This window comes from Shewanella scandinavica (assembly GCF_031932065.1).
Classification (GTDB): Bacteria; Pseudomonadota; Gammaproteobacteria; order Enterobacterales; family Shewanellaceae; genus Shewanella; species Shewanella baltica.
The window spans coordinates 1-23,398 of record NZ_JAUOES010000001.1 but is presented as its reverse complement, the minus strand read 5'-3'; the positions used below and the strand labels follow the sequence as shown (position 1 = coordinate 23,398).

Here is a 23,398-nt window from a genome sequence, read left to right as displayed (position 1 = left end):
TAGTATGGCTAACGCCGATCCCTTGTTGTTAGTGTTAAAGCTCGCCAATGATGCCGAAGAACAAGCGGCGTTATTGTTAAAGTCGGCGCAGTTAGAGTGTCAAAAACGGCTGAATCAACTCAGTGCACTCAATAACTATCGCTTAGAATACATGAAGCAAATGCAATCCCAGCAAGGCCAAGCCATTAGTGCCAGTCACTATCACCAGTTTCATCGCTTTATTCGTCAGATTGATGATGCTATTACTCAGCAAAATCGCGTTGTGGCCGACGGTGAAAAACAAAAAGAATATCGACAACAGCATTGGTTGGAAAAACAGAAAAAACGTAAGGCAGTGGAATTACTGTTAGCGAGTAAAGAGAAGAAGCGCCAAGTTGTTGAACAAAAACGAGAGCAGAAAATGACCGATGAATTTGCTTCTCAGCAGTTTTATCGCCGTCATCAGCGTTAGTGTAATGGTGCGTTAAATGATCGGTATCTTTGCCATTTACTAACTCGTATGAGTTCAGTTTTCTGTTGCCGCTTATGGTGCAGAACATTTGTTCGACTTCTTTCCCTGAGTTTTATTCTTTTCAATATGCTGCAGTAAAAACTGAAGTTTTGGCATCTTATTTGCTTTGATTTAGTCCATGACCCTGCAACCGCAGTGTTTAATTGACGTTTCTACCTAGCCATTTTCTTTTCTGCTGGGTGATGTTTGGGAGCACTTATGCAACAAATGACCAATATCCTGTTGAGTAAAACAGGCAACTCTGCGGCCAATTCCGCTAAGACATCTTCCCAAGAGTCTAATAATGAAGACTTTTCATCTACACTTGCGTCTGTCTCCGCTAGCTCATTTTCTATTTCCGCGCCTAAAAAGGCTACAGCGAATACTGACGATAAAGTGCAGATCGCCTCTACTGATAAAGTAAAAGATAAAGACATATCAACGGATGACGCTGACGTAAATCTCATCTTCGCCCAGATCAGCATGGCAAATGATATGAAGAAAACGGCATCAGAGGGAGAGAGTTTGCCGTCTGACTCTTCCCAAGGGGAAAATAATGAGTCTGCTGACCCTTTATTGAAAAGTGATGCATTCAGTACCGTTGAGCTGTCGGGTGTACAAGCTTCAATGAAAGCGATTAACACTGAGCTTCCAGTTGTCGACATCTCAGGCTCAGCGCAAGGTAAGGCTGATATTTTAACGTCAAGTGAAGTTAACTTGGCAACTGAGAAAAATCATAGCAAGTCCTCAAACGGCGATCTATTGAGTCTCCAAAAGGTATTGGATACTGATACTTCCTTTTCATCAGAACTCAAAAAGTTAACCGAGCAGCTCCAACTAAATGCAGGGGCTTTAAATGAGACTGATGTCACTAATAAAGTCTCTGCTGATAAAAAATCAGCAGATGAACTACCCGTTGAAGCAATCCAGGGTAAGAAAGTATTGCTTGATGACGCTGTTGAGGTATTGAAGTCACAGTTATCAACGGATAAAAGCGCTGAATCTCATTCTGCCTTTTTAAAGGGACAAGTCATTCCGCCGAACAGTAAAACATCTGAAAATTTGGATTTATCTGAATTTGTAGATACAGCAGAAACCGCGGCAAAGACATCATCAAAAAATCTAGAAAGCGTGATATTGAAAGACGCTGATGTGACTGAACTTAAAGACGATAAGTCATTTTCAACTGATAAATATGCGAATCAAGTTGCGAGTGTAAACGTTGAACTGCGGGGAGCAAGGTTGGATCTTAATTCTGAGGCACTGCGAACTTCTGACGACGTAGATGAATCAATGTTGAAGTTTAGCCCTGCGAGTCAAACTTTGCAGTCTGAAACCCTAGCGCCATCGACTACTAAGAATGAAATGGCTGCAACATCTTTAATCGCTGATGAAATAGTTGATACATTGGACTTGGCAAGCTCCAAGCTGATTGATACTTCTAGCACGGACGAGGTCGATACTGTTTCTGTAGAGAGTAATAAACCAACAGTTCGCAATGTTGAGATTACGATACCCCAGCAAGTAAGCCGAAATGCTAATGTCGATATCGCGGTTAGCAAAGTAGAAGTTCAGCCTATAGTTACAACACTGGATACACAGAATATCTTAGGTAACGCAGTTGATCCGAAGGATAGCGCAATGACTGATACCGAGATCAATGTTGATGTTTCAAAAGTAGCAATGGATGCGGGTACTTTGCTAAAGGATGCGAAATACAGTGTGACACTCGATGCTCAAAGAGACGTTAAGCCATTCATTATGGGAGATGAAGACAAGGTATCAACGACTGACATTAAGTCATTTTCTGCTTTAGCTCAGTCATCGACGCCACTACAAGTCAATCGTCAGGAAACGATGCAAGTTCAGTTGTCATTACGCCAAGGTGTCGAACAACAAAACCAAATGCAAGAGATGATCCAACGGTTTTCACCTGTGATGAAGCAACAGTTGATCACTATGGTGAGTCAAGGTATTCAACATGCTGAAATTAGGCTCGATCCCCCTGAGCTTGGACATATGCTGGTAAAAATTCAAGTGCATGGCGATCAGACCCAAGTACAGTTCCATGTCACTCAGACACAGACGCGTGATTTAGTTGAACAAGCTATGCCAAGATTACGCGAGTTACTGCAGGAGCAAGGGATGCAATTAGCGGATAGCCATGTGTCTCAAGGTGGCCAAGGTGAACGTCGAGAGGGAAGTTTTGGCGACGGTGGCGGTTCAAGTGGGGCTGATGTGGATGAAATCTCGGCAGAAGAGCTACATTTAGGTTTAAATCAAGCTTCTAGTGTAAATTCAGGTATAGATTATTACGCTTAAGTAGGTAACCTATAGCGATGACTTATATAGTTACGTTTTCATATTAATAAAACGTAAGAGTTTCTGCCTAAATTAAAGAGAATAGTGAATGGCTAAGGAAGAATCGTTAGAACTTGAGAACACCGAAGCTCCCAAAAGTAAAAAAAAGCTCTTTATTTTTATTGGAGTGGGGGTTTTAGTTGCACTGCTTATTGCCGGTGCCCTATGGTTTTTCCTTGGTAGTAGTTCTGAGGACGCCACGACGTCAACTGACGGAGCCGTACAAACAGAAACTCCTGCTGAAAGTGGTGCGCTGACTACCGCATCCTATGTGCCTATGCCACGTCCTTTTTTGTTTAACCTGCCTGGCCCTGATCGCGCTCGTTTAGTTGAGATTAAAGTACAGTTAATGGTACGTGGCACAGATGATGATGTGCTGACACAAAAACACATTCCGCTGATTGAAGATGCGCTTTTAACGACTTTCAGTGGCGCAGATGTGCAAAAACTCAGTACGCAAGCGGGTAAAGATGAATTACGCCAGTTAGCACTCTTAAGTGTGCAAAATACCCTGCAGTCGGTCACTGGCCGTAAAGTTGTCGAGAAAGTGCTGTTTACTGGTTTTGTGATGCAATAACCCTTTACTGATAGTGGGTAAGTAATCTAAAGAGGCGAAGGCAATATAGTGAGTGATTTATTAAGCCAAGACGAGATTGATGCACTCTTGCACGGGGTTGATGACGTCGATGATGATGACGAAATTGATTCCGCTGGTCATGATGCGCGTTCCTACGATTTCTCTTCCCAAGATCGCATCGTTCGTGGGCGTATGCCGACGCTGGAAATTGTGAATGAGCGTTTTGCACGTCATTTGCGGATCAGTATGTTTAATATGATGCGTCGCGCTGCTGAAGTGTCGATCAACGGTGTACAGATGCTCAAGTTTGGAGAGTATGTACATACGCTATTCGTTCCTACTAGTTTGAATATGGTACGTTTTAGTCCGCTCAAAGGTACAGCGTTGATCACAATGGAAGCCAGATTGGTGTTCATCCTAGTGGATAACTTCTTTGGGGGAGATGGCCGTTTCCATGCCAAGATCGAAGGGAGGGAATTTACGCCTACTGAGAGACGTATCGTACAGCTATTGCTTAAAATAATTTTTGAAGATTATAAAGATGCGTGGGCACCGGTGATGGATGTGGAGTTCGATTATTTGGACTCAGAAGTTAATCCTGCAATGGCCAACATTGTCAGTCCTACTGAAGTTGTCGTGATTAACTCATTCCATATTGAAGTTGATGGTGGTGGCGGTGATTTCCATATCACTATGCCGTATTCCATGATTGAGCCGATTCGCGAGTTGCTCGATGCGGGTGTTCAAAGTGATAAGCAAGATACTGACATGCGTTGGTCGCAGGCATTGCATGATGAAATCATGGATGTGAAGGTCGGGTTCGATGCCAACATTGTGGAACATGAATTAACGCTCAAAGATGTGATGAATTTTAAAGCGGGCGATATTATTCCGATTGAGTTACCGGAATATATTATGATGAAAATCGAGGATTTACCGACATATCGTTGTAAAATGGGCCGTTCTAGAGATAACCTAGCACTTAAAATATATGAAAAGATCCCTCGGCCAGAAACCGTTAAATCCGAGCTACAATTAGTGACGCGCAAGGGTAAATCTCGCGATATATCAGAATTATAAGGTGAAGTAAGATGAGCACAGACGATACGGATGATTGGGCTGCAGCAATGGCAGAACAAGCTTTAGAAGAAGCTAACGCGATTGAGCTCGATGAATTAGTTGATGATTCGAGACCTATCTCTAAAGCAGAAGCGGCGAAATTAGACACTATTTTAGATATCCCCGTCACTATCTCTATGGAAGTGGGCCGTAGCTATATCAGTATTCGTAACTTGTTGCAGTTAAACCAAGGTTCTGTGGTTGAGCTCGACAGAGTTGCGGGTGAACCTTTAGATGTGATGGTTAACGGTACGCTGATTGCGCATGGTGAGGTTGTGGTTGTAAACGATAAATTCGGTATTCGTTTAACCGATGTGATCAGTCAAACCGAGCGAATTAAAAAGCTTAAATAATTGTCTCATCAACGAAAGTTGGAACCAGAATGACCATATCGGTAATACTCAGTTTAGCTGCAGTATCTCAAGCAAAAACTGAGAGTCTTGTAGGCGATAGTACTCAAGGCGTAACAGCTGTGACATCTTCGGCCGCAAAAATGGCTGAACCTTCTCAAGTCGCAACCCTAGCGAGTATGTTAGGTGGCTTAATTCTGGTTTTACTCTTAATTTTTGCGTTAGCTTATTTATTAAGACGGTTCAATTTAGTTCCTACGACCAACGGTGTTTTAAAAACCATAGCCGTGACTTCGCTCGGTCAGAAAGAGCGTTTAGTCTTAGTGCAGGTGGGGGAGCAGCAATATTTACTTGGCGTTAGCTCGCAGCAGGTGAGTTTGATTGATAAGTTAGTTGAACCTATTCATATAGAGTCTGATTCCTTTGCGAGTCGGCTACGTCAGGCGAAATTAAAACAATGACAACACGTATCCTCGCGTTAGTTGGCTTAGTTATTCTGTTATGCATGCCGTCGGCATGGGCCGCTGATGGTGTTTTGCCTGCAGTGACTGTAACAACAGGACCAGACGGCTCCACAGAATACTCAGTCACAATGCAGATTTTACTGCTGATGACATCGCTGAGTTTTTTACCTGCGATGCTCATCATGTTGACCTCTTTCACGCGGATCATCATTGTTCTGTCTATATTACGTCAAGCTATTGGCTTACAACAAACACCTTCCAATCAAGTATTAATTGGCATGAGTTTATTCATGACCTTTTTTATTATGGCGCCGGTATTTGACCGGATTTATGACGAAGGGGTTAAGCCTTACATTGAGGAGCAGTTAACCCTGCAGCAAGCGTTCGAAAAAGGTAAAGAACCAATAAGAAGCTTTATGTTAGGTCAAGTTAGGACCACAGACTTAAAAACTTTTATCGAAATTTCAGGCTACAAAAACATTAAGTCGCCCGAAGAAGCCCCGATGAGCGTGCTGATACCCGCCTTTATTACCAGCGAGCTAAAAACAGCTTTTCAAATTGGTTTTATGTTGTTCGTGCCGTTTTTAGTGTTAGATCTAGTGGTGGCCAGTATCTTAATGGCCATGGGTATGATGATGTTATCCCCTATGATAGTGTCGCTACCATTTAAGATCATGCTGTTTGTGCTCGTCGATGGTTGGAGCTTAGTCCTAGGGACATTAGCGAATAGTTTCGGGTAGCCAAGGGAGAATATGCAAATGAGTCCAGAGGCGCTAATTGATATTTTTCGTGAGGCTCTCGCTGTTATTGTCATGATGGTGTCTGCAATTGTATTACCTGGGCTGGGTATTGGTTTGATTGTCGCCGTGTTTCAAGCCGCGACTTCGATTAACGAGCAAACTTTAAGTTTTCTACCGCGATTGTTAGTGACACTTTTCGGTTTGATGTTCATGGGACATTGGTTAGTTGAAACCCTAATGGACTTTTTTGTCGAGATGGTTAATCGCATCCCGCAAGTAATAGGCTAATCCAATGGAGCTGCTGCTCGATACGTTAATGCAGACCATTGCCGCTTATATGTGGCCACTGTTTCGGGTTGCTAGCATGTTAATGGTGATGGTGGTATTTGGGGCCGCAACCACTCCAACTCGTGTGCGCTTACTATTAGCCATGGCGATTACCTTTGCGATAGCACCAGTCCTTCCTCCTGTTCAAAATGCCGATCTATTTTCACTCAGTGCAGTATTTATTACTGCGCAGCAAATCATTATTGGTGTTGCCATGGGGTTTGTGACTCAAATGGTGATGCAAGTTTTCGTATTAACCGGCCAGATTATTGGTATGCAAACCAGTCTCGGGTTTGCTTCTATGGTTGATCCTGGTTCGGGTCAGCAAACACCCGTTATTGGTAACTTTTTTCTATTATTGGCGACATTAATCTTCTTAGCCGTCGATGGACATCTATTGATGATCCGTATGTTGGTGGCGAGTTTTGAGACCCTACCCATTTCTAATCAAGGATTAACCCTCACTAGCTACCGTGCTTTAGCAGATTGGGGCTCGTATATGTTTGGTGCGGCATTAACTATGTCGATATCCGCGATTATTGCCTTGTTATTAGTGAACTTGTCCTTCGGTGTGATGACCCGCGCCGCGCCGCAATTAAATATTTTCTCTATTGGTTTTCCGATCACTATGATTGGCGGATTGTTTATTCTCTGGTTAACCTTAACACCTGTTATGGCCCATTTTGATGAAGTGTGGACTGCGGCTCAAGTGCTGCTTTGCGATATGTTAGCGCTTCAATGTAACGCCGATGGTTTGATATGACGGTATTAGGAGCAGCCCATGGCTGAAGAGTCAAGCGGTGAACGCAGTGAGGAACCCACTGGCAGACGTCTCGAACAGGCGCGGGAAAAAGGACAAATTGCGCGTTCGAAAGAACTCGGTACAGCAGCGGTATTAATTTCCGCTGCATGTGGCTTTTATATGTTAGGTCCAAGTCTAGCCACAAGTTTAACTCGGGTATTTGAGACTGTTTTCACCATGGACAGGGCGCAAATTTTTGATACTGAAGAAATGTTTAATGTATGGGGCGTTGTCGCGAGCGAAATCGCCTGGCCCATGGCAAAAATTATGCTGTTAATTGTGGTTGTCGCTTTCATTGGCAATATATCCCTTGGCGGGATGAATTTCTCTACCCAAGCCATGATGCCTAAGGCCAGTAAAATGAGCCCAGTCGCAGGTTTGAAGCGCATGTTCGGTGTGCAGGCGTTAGTTGAGCTGACGAAGGGGATTGCCAAGTTTTCTGTGGTGGCATTTTCTGCGTATTTATTACTGAGCTTTTACTTCAATGATATTATGTTGCTATCTAGTGATCATCTTCCTGGTAATATTTACCACGCATTAGATTTACTTGTGTGGATGTTTATCCTGTTGTGTTCCTCTATTTTATTGATTGTCGTCATCGACGTGCCGTTCCAAATTTGGAATCACAACAAGCAACTTAAGATGACCAAACAAGAAGTAAAGGATGAATATAAAGACACTGAAGGGAAGCCTGAAGTGAAATCGCGAGTAAGGCAGATGCAGCATGAGTTGGCTCAGCGCAGAATGATGGCTGAAGTACCCAATGCCGATGTCATCGTTGTTAACCCTGAGCATTTTGCAGTAGCGATTAAATACGATGTAAAGCGCTCCGCTGCACCCTTTGTCATAGCTAAAGGCGTTGATGACGTCGCATTTAAAATTCGTGAGATTGCCCGCGCCCATGATGTAGCCATTGTATCTGCACCACCGCTTGCGAGAGCAATATACCATACGACTAAGTTGGATCAACAAATCCCCGAAGGATTGTTTACTGCTGTGGCACAGATTTTGGCCTATGTATTCCAGTTACGCCAATATCAGAAAGGACGCGGTCGTAAACCTATTCCAGTTCCGCTTAATCAGCCCATTCCTGATGAATTGAAATATTAAGTTTGCAGCATCTGACACTTGTGAGTGATACACAAGATGATGTCACTTTATATGAATGTTCCAATATTATTTCTTCTTTATATCAATGAGTCATAGGTATAATTCTCCTTAATTAGTCAGGTTGATTTTGTTGGCGTGTTTTTTGCTTTTCGCTTCTTACACGTCAAAATTTAGGTTATAGCGAATGGATGTTAAAGCGACTCTTGGTCAAGTAAAACAAATGCGGCTGAGCTCACTCAAAGGCATTGGTACGCCTATGGTTGTGCTTGCTGCATTGGCCATGATTGTTTTACCTATTCCTCCATTCTTATTAGATATACTTTTCTCATTCAACATAGCCTTAGCGCTCATCGTATTGTTAGTCGCAATTTATACCGATAGGCCGTTAGATTTTGCCGCCTTTCCAACGGTATTACTTGTGGCGACATTACTTCGCCTTGCACTGAACGTTGCATCAACTCGTGTGGTATTACTCGAGGGCCATAATGGTGGCGATGCGGCAGGTAAGGTGATTGAAGCCTTCGGTTCAGTGGTGATTGGCGGTAACTATGCCGTTGGCTTGGTTGTCTTTATCATTTTGATTATTATCAATTTTGCGGTGGTGACGAAAGGTGCTGGTCGTATTGCTGAAGTGAGTGCCCGCTTTACCTTAGATGCTATGCCTGGTAAGCAAATGGCAATTGATGCCGACCTAAATGCCGGGACTTTGAATCAAGAACAAGCAAGATTACGTCGAGCAGAAGTGACACGTGAAGCGGATTTCTATGGTGCGATGGACGGTGCTTCAAAATTTGTAAAAGGTGATGCCGTTGCGGGTATCATGATTCTAGTGATCAACATCTTAGGTGGTTTCATCATAGGTATTGTTCAGCATGGCTTAAGTTTTTCTGAAGCGGTTGAAATTTATACCTTGCTGACTATCGGTGATGGTCTGGTGGCGCAGATCCCTGGGTTATTATTGTCAATCGCAGCAGCATTGATGGTGACCCGTCAAAATGAATCCGGTGATATGGGCCAAATGATGATGAGTCAGATGTTTGACAGTCCTAAGTCATTGGGTATCGCTGCTGGAGTCCTATTTGTCATGGGAATCGTTCCTGGCATGCCGCATATGGCGTTCTTAAGTTTTGCTTTTATGACGGCAGGTGCCGCCTATTTTGTCTATAAGCGTAATGAATCAAAACGCATTAAAGCCCTAGAGCAAGTTAAGTCTGGCCCTGTAGAGAGGCAAGATAAGGAGCCTAAAGAGTTGGGCTGGGATGATGTGCATCATGTTGATACTATTGGGCTTGAGGTGGGATATCGTTTAATTCCGCTGGTCGATAAAGGTCAAGGTGGCGAGTTATTAAGCCGTATCAAAGGCGTACGTAAAAAGTTATCCCAAGAACTGGGCTTCTTAGTGCCAGCAGTGCATATTCGCGATAATTTAGATTTGTCGCCCAATGCCTATCGCATTTCATTAATGGGCGTAGTTGTTGGTGAGGCGGATATTCGTCACGACTGCGAATTGGCGATCAACCCTGGTCAAGTCTATGGCAAGCTCGATGGTATTGAAACGCGTGACCCAGCTTTTGGTCTGGAGGCGGTATGGATTGCCCCTGAATTACGTGAACACGCGCAAACATTAGGGTATACGGTTGTTGATGCCGCCACGGTTGTGGCAACCCATATTAGCCAATTGCTGACCAATAATGCTGCTAAGTTGTTAGGTTACGAAGAAGTGCAACAACTGATGGATATGCTTGCGAAACACTCGCCTAAACTGGTGGATGGCTTTATTCCTGATGTCATGCCACTCGGACATGTCGTAAAAGTGATGCAGAACCTTTTAAATGAAGGGGTTTCAGTCAGAGACTTGCGTACAATAGTGCAAACTTTGTTAGAATACGGCACTAAGAGTAATGACACTGAAGTTTTGACCGCTGCGGTGCGTATTGCATTGAAACGTATGATAGTCCAAGAGATCTCTGGTCCAGAGTTAGAAATCCCCGTCATTACATTGGCGCCAGAGTTGGAACAGATGTTGCATCAATCAATGCAAGCAACCGGTGGTGATGGTCCAAATATTGAACCCGGTCTTGCAGAACGCATGCAGCAGTCCCTTGCCGATGCGGCTCAGAAGCAAGAAATGGTCGGACAACCCGCCATATTGTTGACGTCAGGTATGTTACGCGCGACGCTGTCACGCTTTGTTAAACATACTATTCCTAATCTCAGAGTCATTTCGTATCAAGAAATACCTGATGAGAAGCAAATACGTATTGTATCTGCAGTCGGCCAGTAGAGGACGCATAAGTGAAGATTAAACGATTTTTTGCCAAAGACATGCGCGCCGCACTGGCCCAAGTGAAAGAAACACTCGGCTCAGATGCCGTCATTATGTCAAATAAGAAAGTGAATGGTGGCATCGAAATTGTCGCTGCCGTTGACTATGATGAGCCTAAAGCAAAAACCGCAGCTACTGCGCCAGCGCCAACCTTTATGGACGTGAGTGACGACCTCGTATCCCTAGGGGCTAAGCAGCCTATACGAGTAGAAACCCGTGCAAAGCCTGCGGCACCTGCTGACTCATTACAAGCCTTGTTAGAGAAGCAGCAAAGTCGTTTGAATCAACAGATGTCGCATCAGCAAGTTGATGCAGATTTACCTGCATGGGCTAAGGGCTTACAAGCGCCGGCTACTGCCAAAGTAGAGCGTCGCGAAGCGCCTGCCGCTTTTGATAAGAAGCCACAAACATCACAGAAACAAAATGCCGATATTGAGGCAATGCGTGATGAGCTAGCTTCATTGCGTAATTTGTTAACACATCAAGTGTCCTCTTTGATGACAGAACATAAAAAACGTATCGACCCTGTCGGAGCTATGCTCGAAGCCAAGTTACTTGAGGCTGAATTTTCCCCTGCGGTTGCCAATAAATTAGCGGCGCTGAGCCAACATTATACGCCTGCAGAATTAGTCAGAGCCTTACCTCAAAGTTTAGCTAATATGCTTGATAATCAAGGTGATGATATTGTTAAACAGGGCGGGGTGGTTGCATTGGTGGGGCCAACGGGTGTGGGTAAAACCACGTCGTTAGCGAAACTAGCAGCCCGTTTTGCTGCCCATCATGGTGCTGAGCATGTGGCTTTGATAACGACAGATCATTATCGCATCGGAGCCTATGAGCAATTAGCAACTTATGGGAAAATAATGGGCTGCCCAGTAAAGCAAGCTCATGATCTGAATGAATTAGAGCAAATTCTCTATCAGTTTAGAAATCGCAAGCTAGTATTGATAGATACGGCTGGCATGGGACAGCGAGATATGCGTCTTTACCAGCAACTTGATAATTTAACTGCAAATAGCAGGATACCTATCCGCAGTTATCTGGTACTGTCTGCGACAGGACAGCGCCGTGTGCTGCAAGATGCAGTCAATCATTTTAAACGCATTCCCCTATCTGGTGTCGTTCTCACAAAACTCGATGAATCTGTGTCGTTAGCAGGGGCATTAAGTGTGTTGATCCAAAACGGATTACCATTAAGTTATGTTACTGATGGACAAAGAGTTCCTGAAGATATGAAAGTTGCGGATACCTTAGATTTAGCCCAGCAGGCACTCGCAGCGTTAGATAGTACAGAACAACAATCATTACAAGACACAGCGTGGTCAGATAATATGGCCTGTGCATTTGAGTAGATTTATGACCCTGGATCAAGCAAGTGGTTTACGTATGATGAATCAACCCTATAACGAAAAAGTGAAAGTAATCGCGGTCACAGGTGGTAAAGGTGGCGTTGGTAAAACCAGCGTTTCCATTAATACAGCTGTGGCATTAGCCGAAAAAGGCAAGCGTGTCTTGGTACTTGATGCTGACCTTGGCTTAGCAAACGTCGATGTCATGCTGGGTATTCGTGCCGAGCGTAACCTATCCCATGTTCTCTCTGGTGATGCAGAGCTTGACGATATTATCGTTCGTGGCCCTAAAGGGATTGGCATAGTGCCAGCCACTTCAGGAACACAAGGGATGGTGGAATTAAGCCCAGCGCAACATGCCGGGTTAATTCGCGCATTTAGTGAGATGCGGACTCAGTTTGATATTCTAGTCGTAGATACTGCTGCTGGGATTTCAGATATGGTGCTCAGTTTCTCACGTGCATCGCAGGATGTGCTGGTCGTTGTTTGTGATGAACCCACATCAATTACCGATGCCTATGCCCTGATAAAAATCCTCAGCCGTGAGCATGGCGTGTTCCGTTTTAAAATAGTTGCCAATATGGTGCGTAGTTTACGCGAAGGTATGGAATTATTTGCTAAACTCAGTAAAGTGACCGACAGATTTTTGGATGTCGCCCTTGAATTGGTTGCAACAATCCCATTTGACGAAAACTTACGTAAATCAGTTCGTAAACAAAAATTGGTGGTTGAAGCGTATCCTAAATCACCAGCAGCGATTGCGTATCAAGGGTTGGCAAATAAAATTCTAAGCTGGCCTGTACCGCAGCAACCTGGTGGGCATTTGGAGTTTTTCGTTGAGCGTTTAGTTCAACGACCAGATTTTCAAGAGGAAAAAACGAGTGAATAAAGCCGCTGCGTATACTTGTTTAGACAATAAATCGTCGATCGTTGAACAGTATGCTCCGTTGGTTAAAAGAATTGCGCATCATTTACTCGCCAGACTACCTGCCTCAGTGCAGCTAGATGATTTACTCCAAGCTGGGATGATGGGTTTATTAGAAGCATCATCCAAGTTTGATGGTGGCAAGGGTGCGAAATTTGAAACCTTCGCCGGCATACGTATACGAGGGGCGATGTTAGATGAAATTCGCCGTGGTGATTGGGTGCCTCGTTCCGTTCATCGTAATAACCGCAAGGTTGCACATGCTATTGATGAGTTAGAGCAAGAACTGGGCCGTGATGCACGCGACACAGAAATTGCAGAAAAACTTGATATGACGCTCGATGAGTACCATCATATTCTTAACGATGTTTCTGTCGGAAAAATCATAGGGATAGAAGACTTAGGCGTATCTCAGGATATACTTACAGTGAGTGATCGGTCCGATGATGACTCATTTGAAGCATTAGCTGAGAACCAATTTCATTCTGCGCTGGTTGAGGCAATTAAATTATTGCCTGAAAGAGATGCATTAGTGTTATCCCTGTACTACGATGAAGCATTGAATTTAAAAGAGATTGGCGCCATTCTTGAGGTCAGTGAATCGCGTGTTAGCCAGATATTAAGTCAGGCAATGTTGCGATTGAAAGCTAAACTCAAGCACTGGACATAAGTATAATTATTAATCGAGCACAGAATGTCAGCTCACCGGAGGAAACCTTGGACAAGAATATGAAGATTCTCATTGTTGACGATTTTTCGACAATGAGGCGTATCATCAAGAACTTGTTGCGAGACTTGGGGTTTAACAATACCCAAGAAGCAGACGATGGCTCAACAGCCCTGCCGATGTTGCAAAAGGGGGATTTTGATTTTGTTGTTACAGATTGGAATATGCCCGGTATGCAAGGCATCGATCTGTTAAAAGCAATTCGCGCAGATGATTCGCTAAAGCATTTACCCGTATTAATGGTGACAGCTGAAGCAAAACGTGAACAGATTATCGCTGCCGCTCAAGCGGGAGTGAATGGATATGTGGTTAAGCCTTTTACCGCTGCAACGCTGAAAGAGAAGCTAGATAAAATATTCGAACGACTCGCTTGAGCAAGGATGAGCTATGAAGTCACAAACATCAGGGCTCATCACGCTCGAACAAGCTCAGCACTTGGTTGAATTATTAAGTGTCGGTGAGCAACGTCAGGCAGATGATTTATTTCGGGAGCTTGCTGCTCCACTGCAACGAGAATTATTTGAAGAGGTAGGGAAATTAACTCGGCAACTTCATAGCGCTTTAATGGATTTTCAAGTTGATAATCGTCTAGCTGAATTAGCCAATACAGAAATTCCCGATGCCAAACAACGTTTAAATTACGTTATTGACATGACTGAACAAGCGGCAAATAAAACCATGGATGCGGTAGAAGAATGTTTACCTTTGGCCAATGCCGTAACGGTAAATATTCAAAAAGTCATGCCATCTTGGGACAAATTAATGCGCCGAGAAATAGAACTCAGCGAGTTTAAGGTTCTTTGCCACGATGTCCAAGATCTTATGTCCCGTAGTTCAAATGACTCGACTCGACTGCGTGAATTGTTAAATCAAATATTGATGGCGCAAGATTTTCAAGACTTAACAGGACAAATGATACGTCGTGTTATTGATCTGGTTATGGAAGTAGAAAGTAATCTGGTTTCTATGCTGACGGTATTTGGTGAGCAGCCTATGATTGAAAGTCAGATTGCTCAGAAAAATAATATTGAAGCGGAAGGGCCGATAATGAATGCCGAGCTTCGTCAAGATGTAGTAACGGGTCAAGACGAAGTGGATGATCTTCTATCGAGTCTGGGTTTCTAACTGGGAGTCAATTTGATGGCCTTTGATGTAGATGAAGAGATACTCCAGGACTTTTTAATCGAAGCCGGTGAAATTTTAGAGCTTCTGCAAGAGCAACTCGTTGCGCTTGAAAATAATCCTGATGACACTAACTTGCTAAACGCCATTTTTAGAGGGTTCCACACCGTTAAAGGTGGCGCAGGCTTTCTTAGCTTAACTCCCATGGTCGATGTGTGTCATGAGGCTGAAAATACCTTCGATTTATTACGGACTGGCAAACGTAGCGTCAATGCAGAGCTGATGGACATTATTTTGCAGGCTGTTGATGCAATTAATACCATGTTTGCTCAAACGCAGCAGGGCGAGCAGCAAGATCCTGCCGATTCGGGTTTGTTGGCTAGGCTTAAAATGCTGAGTTCAGGTGCGCCATTGCCATCTGAAGTTGCGTCTGCAGAGGTGGTCGAAATTGTCGAACCTGAGCCTGTCGTTGAAACCATTGTTGAAACTCCCGTCCCACAAGACATCCCTATAGAGATAAGTCATAGCTCATCTTCAAGTATTGATGATATCAACGACGCTGAATTTGAAGCTTTATTAGATGCGCTTCATGGCTCAGGAAAAGGTCCTGCGGCTACCGCCGTGGTCCCTGAACCTGTTGTCGCTAAGCCTGCGGCACAGGTTAAAGCGTCTCCTGCATCGGGCGACGACATCACTGATGATGAGTTTGAAGCATTGCTTGATGAACTTCACGGTTCTGGCAAGTTTAAAGTCGAGGCAGAAGTGCCGGCTAAACCAAAGGTTGTCGCTGCACCTACGCCTCAACCTATAGTCGATGCCGATGAAATTACTGATGATGAGTTTGAAAGATTACTTGATGAACTCCATGGTAAAGGTGGAGCACCTGCGAAAGCTGACGTAAAAGCGTCGCCAGTGACGCCAGCTGTGACAGCCGCACCTAAAGCCGCAGTGACTCCTGAGCCTGCGAAAGTTGCAGCACCAGCCCCCGTTGTTGCCGCAAAACCGAAAATAGACATCGCGGTTGTAGAGAAAGCGCCTGCTAAAGCAAGTTCAGCAAATGTGCCTCAAGGTGAAACCACGGTTCGTGTTGATACTGCACGACTCGACCAAATCATGAATATGGTCGGTGAGTTAGTATTAGTGCGTAATCGATTAGTGAGCTTAGGCATCAGTCGTGATGATGAGGAAATGTCTAAAGCCCTTGCGAATTTAGATCTCGTAACAGCTGATTTACAGGGCGCTGTGATGAAAACCCGTATGCAACCGATCAAAAAAGTGTTTGGTCGTTTCCCTCGGGTAGTCCGTGATCTTGCGCGTACACTCAATAAAGAAATTGATTTGATTATGGTCGGTGAAGAAACTGACCTAGATAAAAACTTAGTTGAAGCGCTTGCCGATCCACTCGTCCACTTAGTGCGTAACTCGGTGGATCACGGTATTGAAATGCCAAATGAGCGTGAAGCCAGTGGCAAGCCGAGAACGGGTACAATTACCTTATCTGCAAGTCAGGAAGGTGACCATATACTGCTGAAAATCGAAGACGATGGCGCTGGTATGGACCCTGAAAAACTGAAAAAAATCGCGATAACACGTGGTGTACTTGATGAAGATTCAGCTTCGCGGATGACTGACAGCGAAGCTTATAATTTAATTTTTGCGCCAGGTTTTTCAACTAAGGTCGAAATTTCAGATATTTCTGGTCGTGGCGTTGGGATGGACGTGGTAAAAACCCGTATCACCCAACTTAACGGCACAGTGCATATTGATTCTATGAAAGGTAAGGGCACGATACTTGAGATTAAAGTACCGTTAACGTTAGCAATTATGCCAACCTTAATGGTCGATGTCGCTAAACAAGTGTTTGCATTACCTTTGTCTAGTGTGAATGAGATATTCCATCTCGATCTCACTAAGACCAATATTGTCGATGGACAACTCACTGTCATAGTGCGTAACAAGGCAGTACCTCTGTTTTATTTGGAGCACTGGCTACATAGAAATAAAACGACCTTTAGACATGGCGATAAAAAGCATGGTCATGTAGTGATTGTGCAATTAGGTATGATGCAAATTGGTTTTGTTGTGGATGCCTTAATAGGTCAAGAAGAGGTAGTGATTAAACCCCTTGGCGCTATGTTACATGGCACTCCTGGGATGGCTGGCGCGACGATTACATCGGATGGTGGTATCGCACTGATTTTAGATGTCCCTGGATTGTTAAAGCATTATGCGAAAAGTAAGAATTAGTTTCCAAGCTAAGGAATGGAATGGCCATTAAAGTATTAGTCGTTGATGACTCAAGTTTTTTCAGACGACGTGTTAGTGAAATAGTCAATCAAGATCCTGAACTGGAAGTTATCGCGACGGCCTCAAATGGGGCCGAAGCGGTGAAGATGGCTGCTGAACTTAATCCTCAAGTTATCACTATGGATATTGAGATGCCCGTGATGGATGGTATTACTGCCGTCCGTGAAATCATGGCTAAATGTCCGACGCCGATCTTGATGTTTTCTTCTTTAACCCATGATGGCGCTAAAGCTACGCTAGACGCTTTAGATGCTGGTGCGTTAGATTTTCTACCTAAACGTTTTGAAGACATTGCTACCAATAAAGATGATGCTATTTTATTGTTGCAGCAAAGGGTGAAGGCATTGGGACGCCGCAGAATGTTTCGTCCTATTGCACGTCCTGTCGTCACTTCAACATCTAGTGTGCGCCCAACAAGTAGCGTTTTAGGGACAACGAGTATAGCGTCGCATACTCCAGCCACGGCTCCTGTGAGGACCTCAACAGCAGCGTCGATTCGTGCAAGTGGTAAGCAGTATAAAATACTGCTGATCGGCACATCTACTGGTGGTCCAGTTGCCTTGCAAAAAATTCTTACCCAATTCCCGGCAAACTATCCGCATCCGATTTTATTAATCCAGCATATGCCAGCAGCTTTTACGCCAGCATTTGCAAGTCGTTTGAATGGTTTATGTAAGATTGAAGTAAAAGAAGCCGCGAATGGCGATCTTCTTAGACCTGGCTGTGCGTATTTAGCGCCAGGCGGAATGCAAATGATGGTTGAACGTACTGGCGCAAGTGGCCGATTAAAGGTCATTGCTGGCAGTGCAGACATGAACTATAAGCCTTGCGTTGATATCACCTTTGCTTCTGCATCCAAAGCCTTTAGCGGTGACGTGCTTGCCGTTGTGCTAACTGGTATGGGCGCGGATGGCAGAGAAGGTGCCCGCATGTTGAAAGCAGTCGGTGCGACCATTTGGGCGCAGGATGAAGCCAGTTGTGTGGTTTATGGTATGCCTCAGGCTGTCGCTAGTGCTGGTATTGCCACTCAGTCGATTGCGTTAGACAACATGGCTGAATGCATTTTAAAAGAGTCTGTTCGTGTCTAAGAGTCTGCATCCGATGGGCACGAATAGTGTGCTCATCATCTTGCTTATGGCGATTGCTATTTTATGTCTTGGCGCCTTGAGTCTCGATTATCGGCATAAAAATAGTTTGTTGAGAGAAGAGATAAAACGTTTGGAATCGACTCAGGTACTGTTAATGGTCCCTGACGAACAAGCTGAAGCAATTGCTGCTTGGTTAGCGTCTCATCCTGATCAAACTAAAGCTATGTTGCAATTGGCTACTCCAGGTGAACAAAAGGCTGTGACAATTGGTCCTGAATCTACCCAGATTAGTGTTCCGCCTTTGCTGAATAAGCAGAATTCTGGGGTGGATACGACGAAGGATAACGCTAATCAGCAACCTTTAGTTCCTACGCTGCTCCAGACGCCAAAAAAGGATGTCGAGACTGCGACTTCGCCTATTGAACCTAATCAGTCAATTGAACCGAAAAATGCACAGATGCTGCCAGTGGTGATTTCTGAAAATGCCGATGGAGTTAAAGTGATTAGTTTACCCAATGGTGGTATCCGAGTTACGACGAGAGAAGAGCAATAACCTTTGGAATGCGTGTTAAATATTCTCATTTATTAGCATTGAATCAATTTATGTGGGGGTCACTTCTTGAAAGTCTGGACCATAGCGAATCAAAAAGGTGGTGTAGGCAAAACCACGACGGTTGCGAGTTTAGCGGGAACCTTAGCTAAGCGTGGCAAGCGTGTACTTATGATTGACACCGATCCACACGCTTCGCTAGGTTATTATTTAGGCATTGATTCTGAAGAGGTTCCTGGCTCTTTATTTGATGTGTTTCTGGCCCATAAAAGCCTCTCTAAAGAACTCGTTTTATCCCATGTCGTACCAACCTTAGTCGATGGTCTCGACTTGTTGCCGGCCACTATGGCATTGGCAACATTAGACCGAGCCTTAGGTCATCAAGAGGGGATGGGGTTAGTTTTACGTAATTTATTAGCGTTAGTTGCTGATGAATATGATGTGGCTATCGTTGATTGTCCACCCGTACTTGGTGTTTTAATGGTCAATGCCCTTGCGGCAAGTCAGCATATTATTATTCCCGTGCAGACTGAGTTTCTTGCCATTAAAGGGCTAGAGCGGATGATAAAAACGATGGAGTTGATGGGGCGATCTAAAAAGACGCGTTACAGCTATACTGTCGTGCCAACCATGTACGATAAACGTACTAAGGCATCACCCGCTGCTTTGCAAGTGCTGGGCACAGAATACACTGAAACCCTATGGAAGGACGTGATTCCAGTCGATACTAAGTTTAGAGATGCCAGTTTGGCACATTTACCTGCATCGCATTATGCGAGTGGATGTCGTGGTGTAAAAGCCTATGAAAGATTATTAGATTTTTTATTAGTTGGGGAGTTTGGCCATGTCAAAATCGGTTGATGAAACTGTTTTTGATTTTTTCGCATTATTGCTGCAGGAAGACGACGCTCCAAGTCAGGCAGTTTCTCCTCAAAGCATAGTAAAAGCTGACTCAAATCAAAATGTTGCCACTAATCAAACGGAGGCGGCATTACTTGATGCAGCAATCTTGGCTGAAAATGGTCGTACGGCTGCATCACAAGCTCATGAGAGGGCGATAACGCCAACGGTACAGCTACAACCAAAAGCGACGCCAAGACAACATGAGTTTGTTGCACCTGTAAGTAAGATTGCTTCTCAAGTGGATAAGCAAGCGCTAGAAAAATTGCTGGCGCCTGTACTTAAGGCTAAAACAGTAGAACCGACACCATCTTTTGTCGAAGTTACGCCTGCTGTTGATGTTCAACCCGTGGTGGAAGTACCACAAGCACAGCCTGCTATTGAAGAGCCAGTTAATGATGAAATAATTGCTGAAGAAGTCGTTGAGCCAGTGGTTGTGCCAGAAACACAAGTCGGTATTACGCCTCCTAGTGTGACAAAAGATTTGCAAGAAGTGCTCGATGATGAGTTTCAGGTACTATTCTTTAAAGTAGCAGGGCTGACATTGGCTGTGCCTTTGGTCAGTTTAGGCGGAATAGTTAAAATTGAGCGGATAAACCATATCTTTGGCAGACCCGCATGGTTTCTCGGTGTACAAACGCATAGGGAAGAGCAATTAAATATTGTCGACACTTGTGCGTGGGTTATGCCAGAAAAATATTCAGATAAACTGGCGCAATCGGTAAATTATCAATATCTTGTACTACTAGAAGGCAGTAACTGGGGATTAACTTGTGAGTCCTTAGTCAATGCGGTAAAAATTAATAAATCGCAAGTCAACTGGCGTAGTCAAGCGGGTAAACGCCCTTGGTTAGCGGGTGTAGTGAAAGAGCAGATGTGTGGCATTTTGCACGTACAAGCCTTAGTTGAAATGCTTAATGCGGGTTTAGGTTGTCAGGACTCAATTGGTTGAGGTAAACATGAAAGATACAAGAAATGTAGCAGCAGTCGCTGCAAGTAAAGATGATGCAGTATTACAATGGGTTACCTTTAAGTTAGACCATGAAACTTACGGCATCAACGTAATGCAAGTGCAGGAAGTATTGCGTTACACTGAAATCGCTCCCGTGCCCGGTGCGCCTTATTACGTATTAGGCATCATTAACTTACGTGGTAACGTTGTCACAGTTATTGATACCCGCTCACGTTTTGGATTGCAGTCTGCCGAAGTTGATGACTCAACTCGAATCGTTATCATCGAAGCTGAAAAGCAAGTCATTGGCATCTTAGTTGATAGTGTTGCCGAAGTGGTTTATTTACGCCGCTCAGAAATCGACAATGCACCAAATGTCGGAACGGAAGAGAGTGCTAAATTCATTCAAGGTGTGAGTAATCGCGACAATGAATTACTCATCTTAGTCGATCTCGACAAGTTATTATCCGATGAAGAATGGGCCGAATTGACTCAGATTTAATCAATTAGCGAGATAAGGCTGAATGATATTAATTCATTCAGCTATTTTGTGTATTTGCGAATAAATCGATGATTCTAAGTCTTTACGATTTATGGATAGATAAAGTATTTTATCGCGGTTTGAACAATGGCTAATGATATTGAGTCATTTATGTACAGCACTTTGGAATAGATAACTCAGTTGGAATGCCTGCTAATTTATGGCTATGAGTGAGTATAAGGATTTTTAATGGGCGATGAATTTTTGATCGCAGCGTTAGTCTATGTCATCGCATGCTTAGGATTAGTACTCTTTTTACAAAAACAATTGAGCAAACTAAGAAGCAAGGTCGAAGCGTTAACCGTCTTAGTCAAAGAAGGTGATCGTCAGCGAGAGTCATTTAAGCGTGAGTTGCAAGAGTTGCGCAGTGGCACTATCGGAGTCGGTCGGCGTGTGATTGAGTTAGAAAAACGCCTACTTCAACAGTCGGAACGGATAGAAGAGACAACTCAACAGGACCCACAGGCAAAGCTTTATACTCGAGCCATGAAAATGGTGGCGCTTGGCGCTGGTGTGGATGAGTTGATTAAAGAATGCGAACTACCCAAAGCGGAAGCCGAGTTATTGATCCGACTTCATCGCAAGTGATCGCAAAAGATTGATAGTTATTGCCTATTGAACACTAAAAGCTAATTTCTTTAAATTGGCTTTTTTATTTTATGCCTTCTCAACAATTTTTTGATGCATATTATTCCATTGCTCGGGAAACTTACCGTCGAGCATATACACAAATGCGATCAGTTCGGCGATAAGCAGATAAAGCTCCTTAGGAATTTCCTCTCCTAGCTCTAACAACTGTAGAAAATGGCTTAGATGGGGATCTTGATGGATATACACACCGTTAGCCTTGGCTAAAGCAATAATCTCTTCTGCGATAAGCCCTTCACCTGTTGCCACAATTTTAGGCGCGTTATGACCATCATAGCTCAGCGCGACAGCTTGTTTAGGTTCTCTCTCTTCGCTCATTGGGTTATTCCTAAAGTATTCAAATTTAGTATCCTACCCTAGCTAAGCCTTCGTCTTGACGAGGAAATGATCACCAGGTAATAAGGTTGCTGGTACTTGCGCTATTTGTGTCGTGATCTCGCCTGGCGTAAACCCAAGCTGTGATAGTTTTTGGCTTAAGGGCGTTAAAAAGTTATTGACCTTATTGAGTAGCATTTGGCTATTGCCTTTAAACTGGATATCTAACTGTTGATTGTGCTGCTGAGCTGCAATCAGCAGTGGACCTTGTGCTAAATTAAACTTGAGCTGTAAACGCCATCCCGCTTTTTTCTCTGGATCATCTGAATCAACTTCTTGCTCAAATTTACCTTCCAATTGCTCGTGGCGTTGATTAATGCCATAGGGCAGGGCAAAGAACCAGACTAAATTGCCTGCATTCTCATTGCTTGCCTGTTGGTACAAATGTAAGTTTGAGGCCAATTTCCCCATGCTATCAAGACCGCCAGCTTTACTTAGTTGGCCAAGTTGTTTAGTGGAAAAGCCGACTTTGGCTTGCAGTTGCTCAAGATAATCGGCCAATTTCTTACTCATTGAATTCGAACTATTATTAGCCTTAAAGCCTAGTAGTAGTTGAAATAGTGAGGTAATCGCACTGGCATTCATGAACATTGAGGCTTGATTTGACAGAGGTGTGGCAAGGTTAAGACTCGTTAGCCCGAGGATATTGGCCTTGAGCTCATCTAAATCATTTAACTGACTGAGTGGCGGTAATCCTATATGCGGTAAGTGCTTTAACAACTCTGATGCTAAATTTGAGCTGTTGTTAGAACGGGACAACTCAATAGGAAGTGCCCCCGCTTTATTAAACGCTTTTTGCAAAACATCAGCCACCTTCATAGGGTTGTCGGTTTTTGTGTCATTGCCATGTAGATCATTTTTTTGCGTATTGAGCCCTAAAATATTTTTTTGACTCACAGTAGGCACTACTTCCACCGCTTCAGCACTTTGAGCACCAATATTAGTACTAGTGATTACATTGGCAAGCGTAGGCGTTGGAGCCAACCTCTTAGGGTTTTGTATTATCTGGTTATTATTCGTTTTAGGGTCTTGATGCGAGGTATCAGCCGATTTCTTTACAAGTCCAGCATCCAATGAGGATGAATTCCTTGTTATTTGCTCGAAAGTCGCAGTCGAAGAGCTAGGTTGAATTGCTTGTGATGGCGATGAATGACTCAGAACGGATGGCGTAGCGAGTACCTGACTTGAATCTCGGGTGCTCAGTATCGTTGACATTGTTACTTTGACAGGCATTGCATCTGTTGTTTT

General features: G+C 43.9%; 24 protein-coding genes and 1 pseudogene. 23 read left to right on the top strand and 2 right to left on the bottom strand.

What is annotated here, in order from left to right; all coding sequences use genetic code 11:
- Window positions 1-4: 4 nt before the first annotated feature.
- The 23 genes from fliJ (at window position 5) to Q4Q50_RS00015 (ending at window position 21,715) form a co-directional block, all read left to right on the top strand.
- The gene (gene fliJ / locus Q4Q50_RS00125) at window positions 5-451 is read left to right on the top strand and encodes a flagellar export protein FliJ (protein WP_006082402.1); all 447 of its coding nucleotides are present in this window, start codon (window positions 5-7) and stop codon (window positions 449-451) included.
- A gap of 258 nt (window positions 452-709) precedes the next feature.
- Window positions 710-2,812, top strand: a complete 2,103-nt coding sequence (locus Q4Q50_RS00120; RefSeq protein WP_311897818.1) for a flagellar hook-length control protein FliK — start codon at window positions 710-712, stop codon at window positions 2,810-2,812.
- Between the two features lie 88 nt (window positions 2,813-2,900).
- Complete coding sequence (fliL, locus tag Q4Q50_RS00115; protein WP_063884841.1) at window positions 2,901-3,428, top strand: flagellar basal body-associated protein FliL; 528 nt, start codon at window positions 2,901-2,903, stop codon at window positions 3,426-3,428.
- 48 nt (window positions 3,429-3,476) lie between these two features.
- The gene (gene fliM, locus Q4Q50_RS00110) at window positions 3,477-4,508 is read left to right on the top strand and encodes a flagellar motor switch protein FliM (protein WP_063884842.1); all 1,032 of its coding nucleotides are present in this window, start codon (window positions 3,477-3,479) and stop codon (window positions 4,506-4,508) included.
- Between the two features lie 11 nt (window positions 4,509-4,519).
- Window positions 4,520-4,900, top strand: coding sequence for a flagellar motor switch protein FliN (gene fliN, locus Q4Q50_RS00105; protein WP_028761182.1), 381 nt, complete (start codon window positions 4,520-4,522; stop codon window positions 4,898-4,900).
- Between the two features lie 29 nt (window positions 4,901-4,929).
- A complete protein-coding gene (gene fliO / locus Q4Q50_RS00100) occupies window positions 4,930-5,358 on the top strand; it encodes a flagellar biosynthetic protein FliO (protein WP_063884843.1) in 429 nt (142 codons plus the stop codon).
- Window positions 5,355-6,101, top strand: a complete 747-nt coding sequence (gene fliP, locus Q4Q50_RS00095) for a flagellar type III secretion system pore protein FliP (protein WP_063884844.1) — start codon at window positions 5,355-5,357, stop codon at window positions 6,099-6,101. The genes fliO and fliP overlap by 4 nt, the downstream gene beginning before the upstream one ends.
- Before the next feature lie 18 nt (window positions 6,102-6,119).
- Window positions 6,120-6,389 carry a flagellar biosynthesis protein FliQ gene (fliQ, locus tag Q4Q50_RS00090; RefSeq protein WP_006082394.1) on the top strand — a complete coding sequence of 90 codons (270 nt, stop codon included), beginning with the start codon at window positions 6,120-6,122 and terminating at the stop codon, window positions 6,387-6,389.
- A gap of 4 nt (window positions 6,390-6,393) precedes the next feature.
- Complete coding sequence (gene fliR, locus Q4Q50_RS00085) at window positions 6,394-7,191, top strand: flagellar biosynthetic protein FliR (protein ID WP_220590726.1); 798 nt, start codon at window positions 6,394-6,396, stop codon at window positions 7,189-7,191.
- A gap of 18 nt (window positions 7,192-7,209) precedes the next feature.
- On the top strand, window positions 7,210-8,340 hold the full coding sequence (flhB, locus tag Q4Q50_RS00080; protein WP_220590725.1) for a flagellar biosynthesis protein FlhB: 1,131 nt from the start codon (window positions 7,210-7,212) through the stop codon (window positions 8,338-8,340).
- 184 nt (window positions 8,341-8,524) lie between these two features.
- Complete coding sequence (flhA, locus tag Q4Q50_RS00075; RefSeq protein ID WP_311897815.1) at window positions 8,525-10,624, top strand: flagellar biosynthesis protein FlhA; 2,100 nt, start codon at window positions 8,525-8,527, stop codon at window positions 10,622-10,624.
- 11 nt (window positions 10,625-10,635) lie between these two features.
- Window positions 10,636-12,018, top strand: a complete 1,383-nt coding sequence (gene flhF, locus Q4Q50_RS00070; protein ID WP_300482864.1) for a flagellar biosynthesis GTPase FlhF — start codon at window positions 10,636-10,638, stop codon at window positions 12,016-12,018.
- Between the two features lie 4 nt (window positions 12,019-12,022).
- A complete protein-coding gene (locus Q4Q50_RS00065) occupies window positions 12,023-12,904 on the top strand; it encodes a MinD/ParA family protein (RefSeq protein WP_006082389.1) in 882 nt (293 codons plus the stop codon).
- The gene (locus tag Q4Q50_RS00060) at window positions 12,897-13,610 is read left to right on the top strand and encodes an RNA polymerase sigma factor FliA (protein WP_028761175.1); all 714 of its coding nucleotides are present in this window, start codon (window positions 12,897-12,899) and stop codon (window positions 13,608-13,610) included. Before Q4Q50_RS00065 ends, Q4Q50_RS00060 begins: the two co-directional genes overlap by 8 nt.
- 47 nt (window positions 13,611-13,657) lie before the next feature.
- Window positions 13,658-14,041, top strand: coding sequence for a chemotaxis response regulator CheY (gene cheY, locus Q4Q50_RS00055; RefSeq protein WP_007649667.1), 384 nt, complete (start codon window positions 13,658-13,660; stop codon window positions 14,039-14,041).
- Window positions 14,042-14,054: 13 nt separating this feature from the next.
- A complete protein-coding gene (locus Q4Q50_RS00050) occupies window positions 14,055-14,792 on the top strand; it encodes a protein phosphatase CheZ (protein WP_106651064.1) in 738 nt (245 codons plus the stop codon).
- A 15-nt stretch (window positions 14,793-14,807) separates the two neighbouring features.
- Entirely contained in the window at window positions 14,808-17,036 is a 2,229-nt protein-coding gene (locus Q4Q50_RS00045; protein ID WP_311897810.1) for a chemotaxis protein CheA, read from the top strand.
- 20 nt (window positions 17,037-17,056) lie between these two features.
- Complete coding sequence (locus tag Q4Q50_RS00040; protein ID WP_311897808.1) at window positions 17,057-18,184, top strand: protein-glutamate methylesterase/protein-glutamine glutaminase; 1,128 nt, start codon at window positions 17,057-17,059, stop codon at window positions 18,182-18,184.
- A 13-nt stretch (window positions 18,185-18,197) separates the two neighbouring features.
- Window positions 18,198-18,737 (top strand): membrane anchored protein in chemotaxis locus, encoded by a 540-nt coding sequence (locus Q4Q50_RS00035; protein ID WP_311898021.1) that lies wholly within the window; start codon window positions 18,198-18,200, stop codon window positions 18,735-18,737.
- Window positions 18,738-18,803: 66 nt separating this feature from the next.
- Entirely contained in the window at window positions 18,804-19,595 is a 792-nt protein-coding gene (locus Q4Q50_RS00030) for a ParA family protein (protein ID WP_106651060.1), read from the top strand.
- Window positions 19,579-20,586, top strand: a complete 1,008-nt coding sequence (locus Q4Q50_RS00025; protein ID WP_311897806.1) for a chemotaxis protein CheW — start codon at window positions 19,579-19,581, stop codon at window positions 20,584-20,586. Before Q4Q50_RS00030 ends, Q4Q50_RS00025 begins: the two co-directional genes overlap by 17 nt.
- 7 nt (window positions 20,587-20,593) lie before the next feature.
- Window positions 20,594-21,088 carry a chemotaxis protein CheW gene (locus tag Q4Q50_RS00020; protein ID WP_006082380.1) on the top strand — a complete coding sequence of 165 codons (495 nt, stop codon included), beginning with the start codon at window positions 20,594-20,596 and terminating at the stop codon, window positions 21,086-21,088.
- Between the two features lie 228 nt (window positions 21,089-21,316).
- Entirely contained in the window at window positions 21,317-21,715 is a 399-nt protein-coding gene (locus Q4Q50_RS00015) for a DUF2802 domain-containing protein (RefSeq protein ID WP_006082379.1), read from the top strand.
- A 69-nt stretch (window positions 21,716-21,784) separates the two neighbouring features.
- Here Q4Q50_RS00015 and Q4Q50_RS00010 read toward each other — a convergent pair whose 3' ends face one another.
- Both Q4Q50_RS00010 and Q4Q50_RS00005 read right to left on the bottom strand, forming a co-directional pair.
- Complete coding sequence (locus Q4Q50_RS00010; RefSeq protein WP_311897805.1) at window positions 21,785-22,093, bottom strand: EscU/YscU/HrcU family type III secretion system export apparatus switch protein; 309 nt, start codon at window positions 22,091-22,093, stop codon at window positions 21,785-21,787.
- A gap of 42 nt (window positions 22,094-22,135) precedes the next feature.
- Window positions 22,136-23,398: pseudogene (locus Q4Q50_RS00005) on the bottom strand (flagellar hook-length control protein FliK); the annotation flags it as partial.

Excerpts from the sequence above, each read along its gene's own strand:
- fliJ (WP_006082402.1), top strand. The coding sequence starts at position 5 with ATGGCTAACGCCGATCCCTTGTTGTTAGTGTTAAAGCTCGCCAATGAT.
- Q4Q50_RS00120 (WP_311897818.1), top strand. The coding sequence starts at position 710 with ATGCAACAAATGACCAATATCCTGTTGAGTAAAACAGGCAACTCTGCG.
- fliL (WP_063884841.1), top strand. The coding sequence starts at position 2,901 with ATGGCTAAGGAAGAATCGTTAGAACTTGAGAACACCGAAGCTCCCAAA.
- fliN (WP_028761182.1), top strand. The coding sequence starts at position 4,520 with ATGAGCACAGACGATACGGATGATTGGGCTGCAGCAATGGCAGAACAA.
- fliO (WP_063884843.1), top strand. The coding sequence starts at position 4,930 with ATGACCATATCGGTAATACTCAGTTTAGCTGCAGTATCTCAAGCAAAA.
- fliP (WP_063884844.1), top strand. The coding sequence starts at position 5,355 with ATGACAACACGTATCCTCGCGTTAGTTGGCTTAGTTATTCTGTTATGC.
- fliQ (WP_006082394.1), top strand. The coding sequence starts at position 6,120 with ATGAGTCCAGAGGCGCTAATTGATATTTTTCGTGAGGCTCTCGCTGTT.
- fliR (WP_220590726.1), top strand. The coding sequence starts at position 6,394 with ATGGAGCTGCTGCTCGATACGTTAATGCAGACCATTGCCGCTTATATG.
- flhB (WP_220590725.1), top strand. The coding sequence starts at position 7,210 with ATGGCTGAAGAGTCAAGCGGTGAACGCAGTGAGGAACCCACTGGCAGA.
- flhA (WP_311897815.1), top strand. The coding sequence starts at position 8,525 with ATGGATGTTAAAGCGACTCTTGGTCAAGTAAAACAAATGCGGCTGAGC.
- Q4Q50_RS00065 (WP_006082389.1), top strand. The coding sequence starts at position 12,023 with ATGACCCTGGATCAAGCAAGTGGTTTACGTATGATGAATCAACCCTAT.
- Q4Q50_RS00050 (WP_106651064.1), top strand. The coding sequence starts at position 14,055 with ATGAAGTCACAAACATCAGGGCTCATCACGCTCGAACAAGCTCAGCAC.
- Q4Q50_RS00045 (WP_311897810.1), top strand. The coding sequence starts at position 14,808 with ATGGCCTTTGATGTAGATGAAGAGATACTCCAGGACTTTTTAATCGAA.
- Q4Q50_RS00040 (WP_311897808.1), top strand. The coding sequence starts at position 17,057 with ATGGCCATTAAAGTATTAGTCGTTGATGACTCAAGTTTTTTCAGACGA.
- Q4Q50_RS00035 (WP_311898021.1), top strand. The coding sequence starts at position 18,198 with ATGGGCACGAATAGTGTGCTCATCATCTTGCTTATGGCGATTGCTATT.
- Q4Q50_RS00025 (WP_311897806.1), top strand. The coding sequence starts at position 19,579 with ATGTCAAAATCGGTTGATGAAACTGTTTTTGATTTTTTCGCATTATTG.
- Q4Q50_RS00020 (WP_006082380.1), top strand. The coding sequence starts at position 20,594 with ATGAAAGATACAAGAAATGTAGCAGCAGTCGCTGCAAGTAAAGATGAT.
- Q4Q50_RS00015 (WP_006082379.1), top strand. The coding sequence starts at position 21,317 with ATGGGCGATGAATTTTTGATCGCAGCGTTAGTCTATGTCATCGCATGC.
- Q4Q50_RS00010 (WP_311897805.1), bottom strand. The coding sequence starts at position 22,093 with ATGAGCGAAGAGAGAGAACCTAAACAAGCTGTCGCGCTGAGCTATGAT.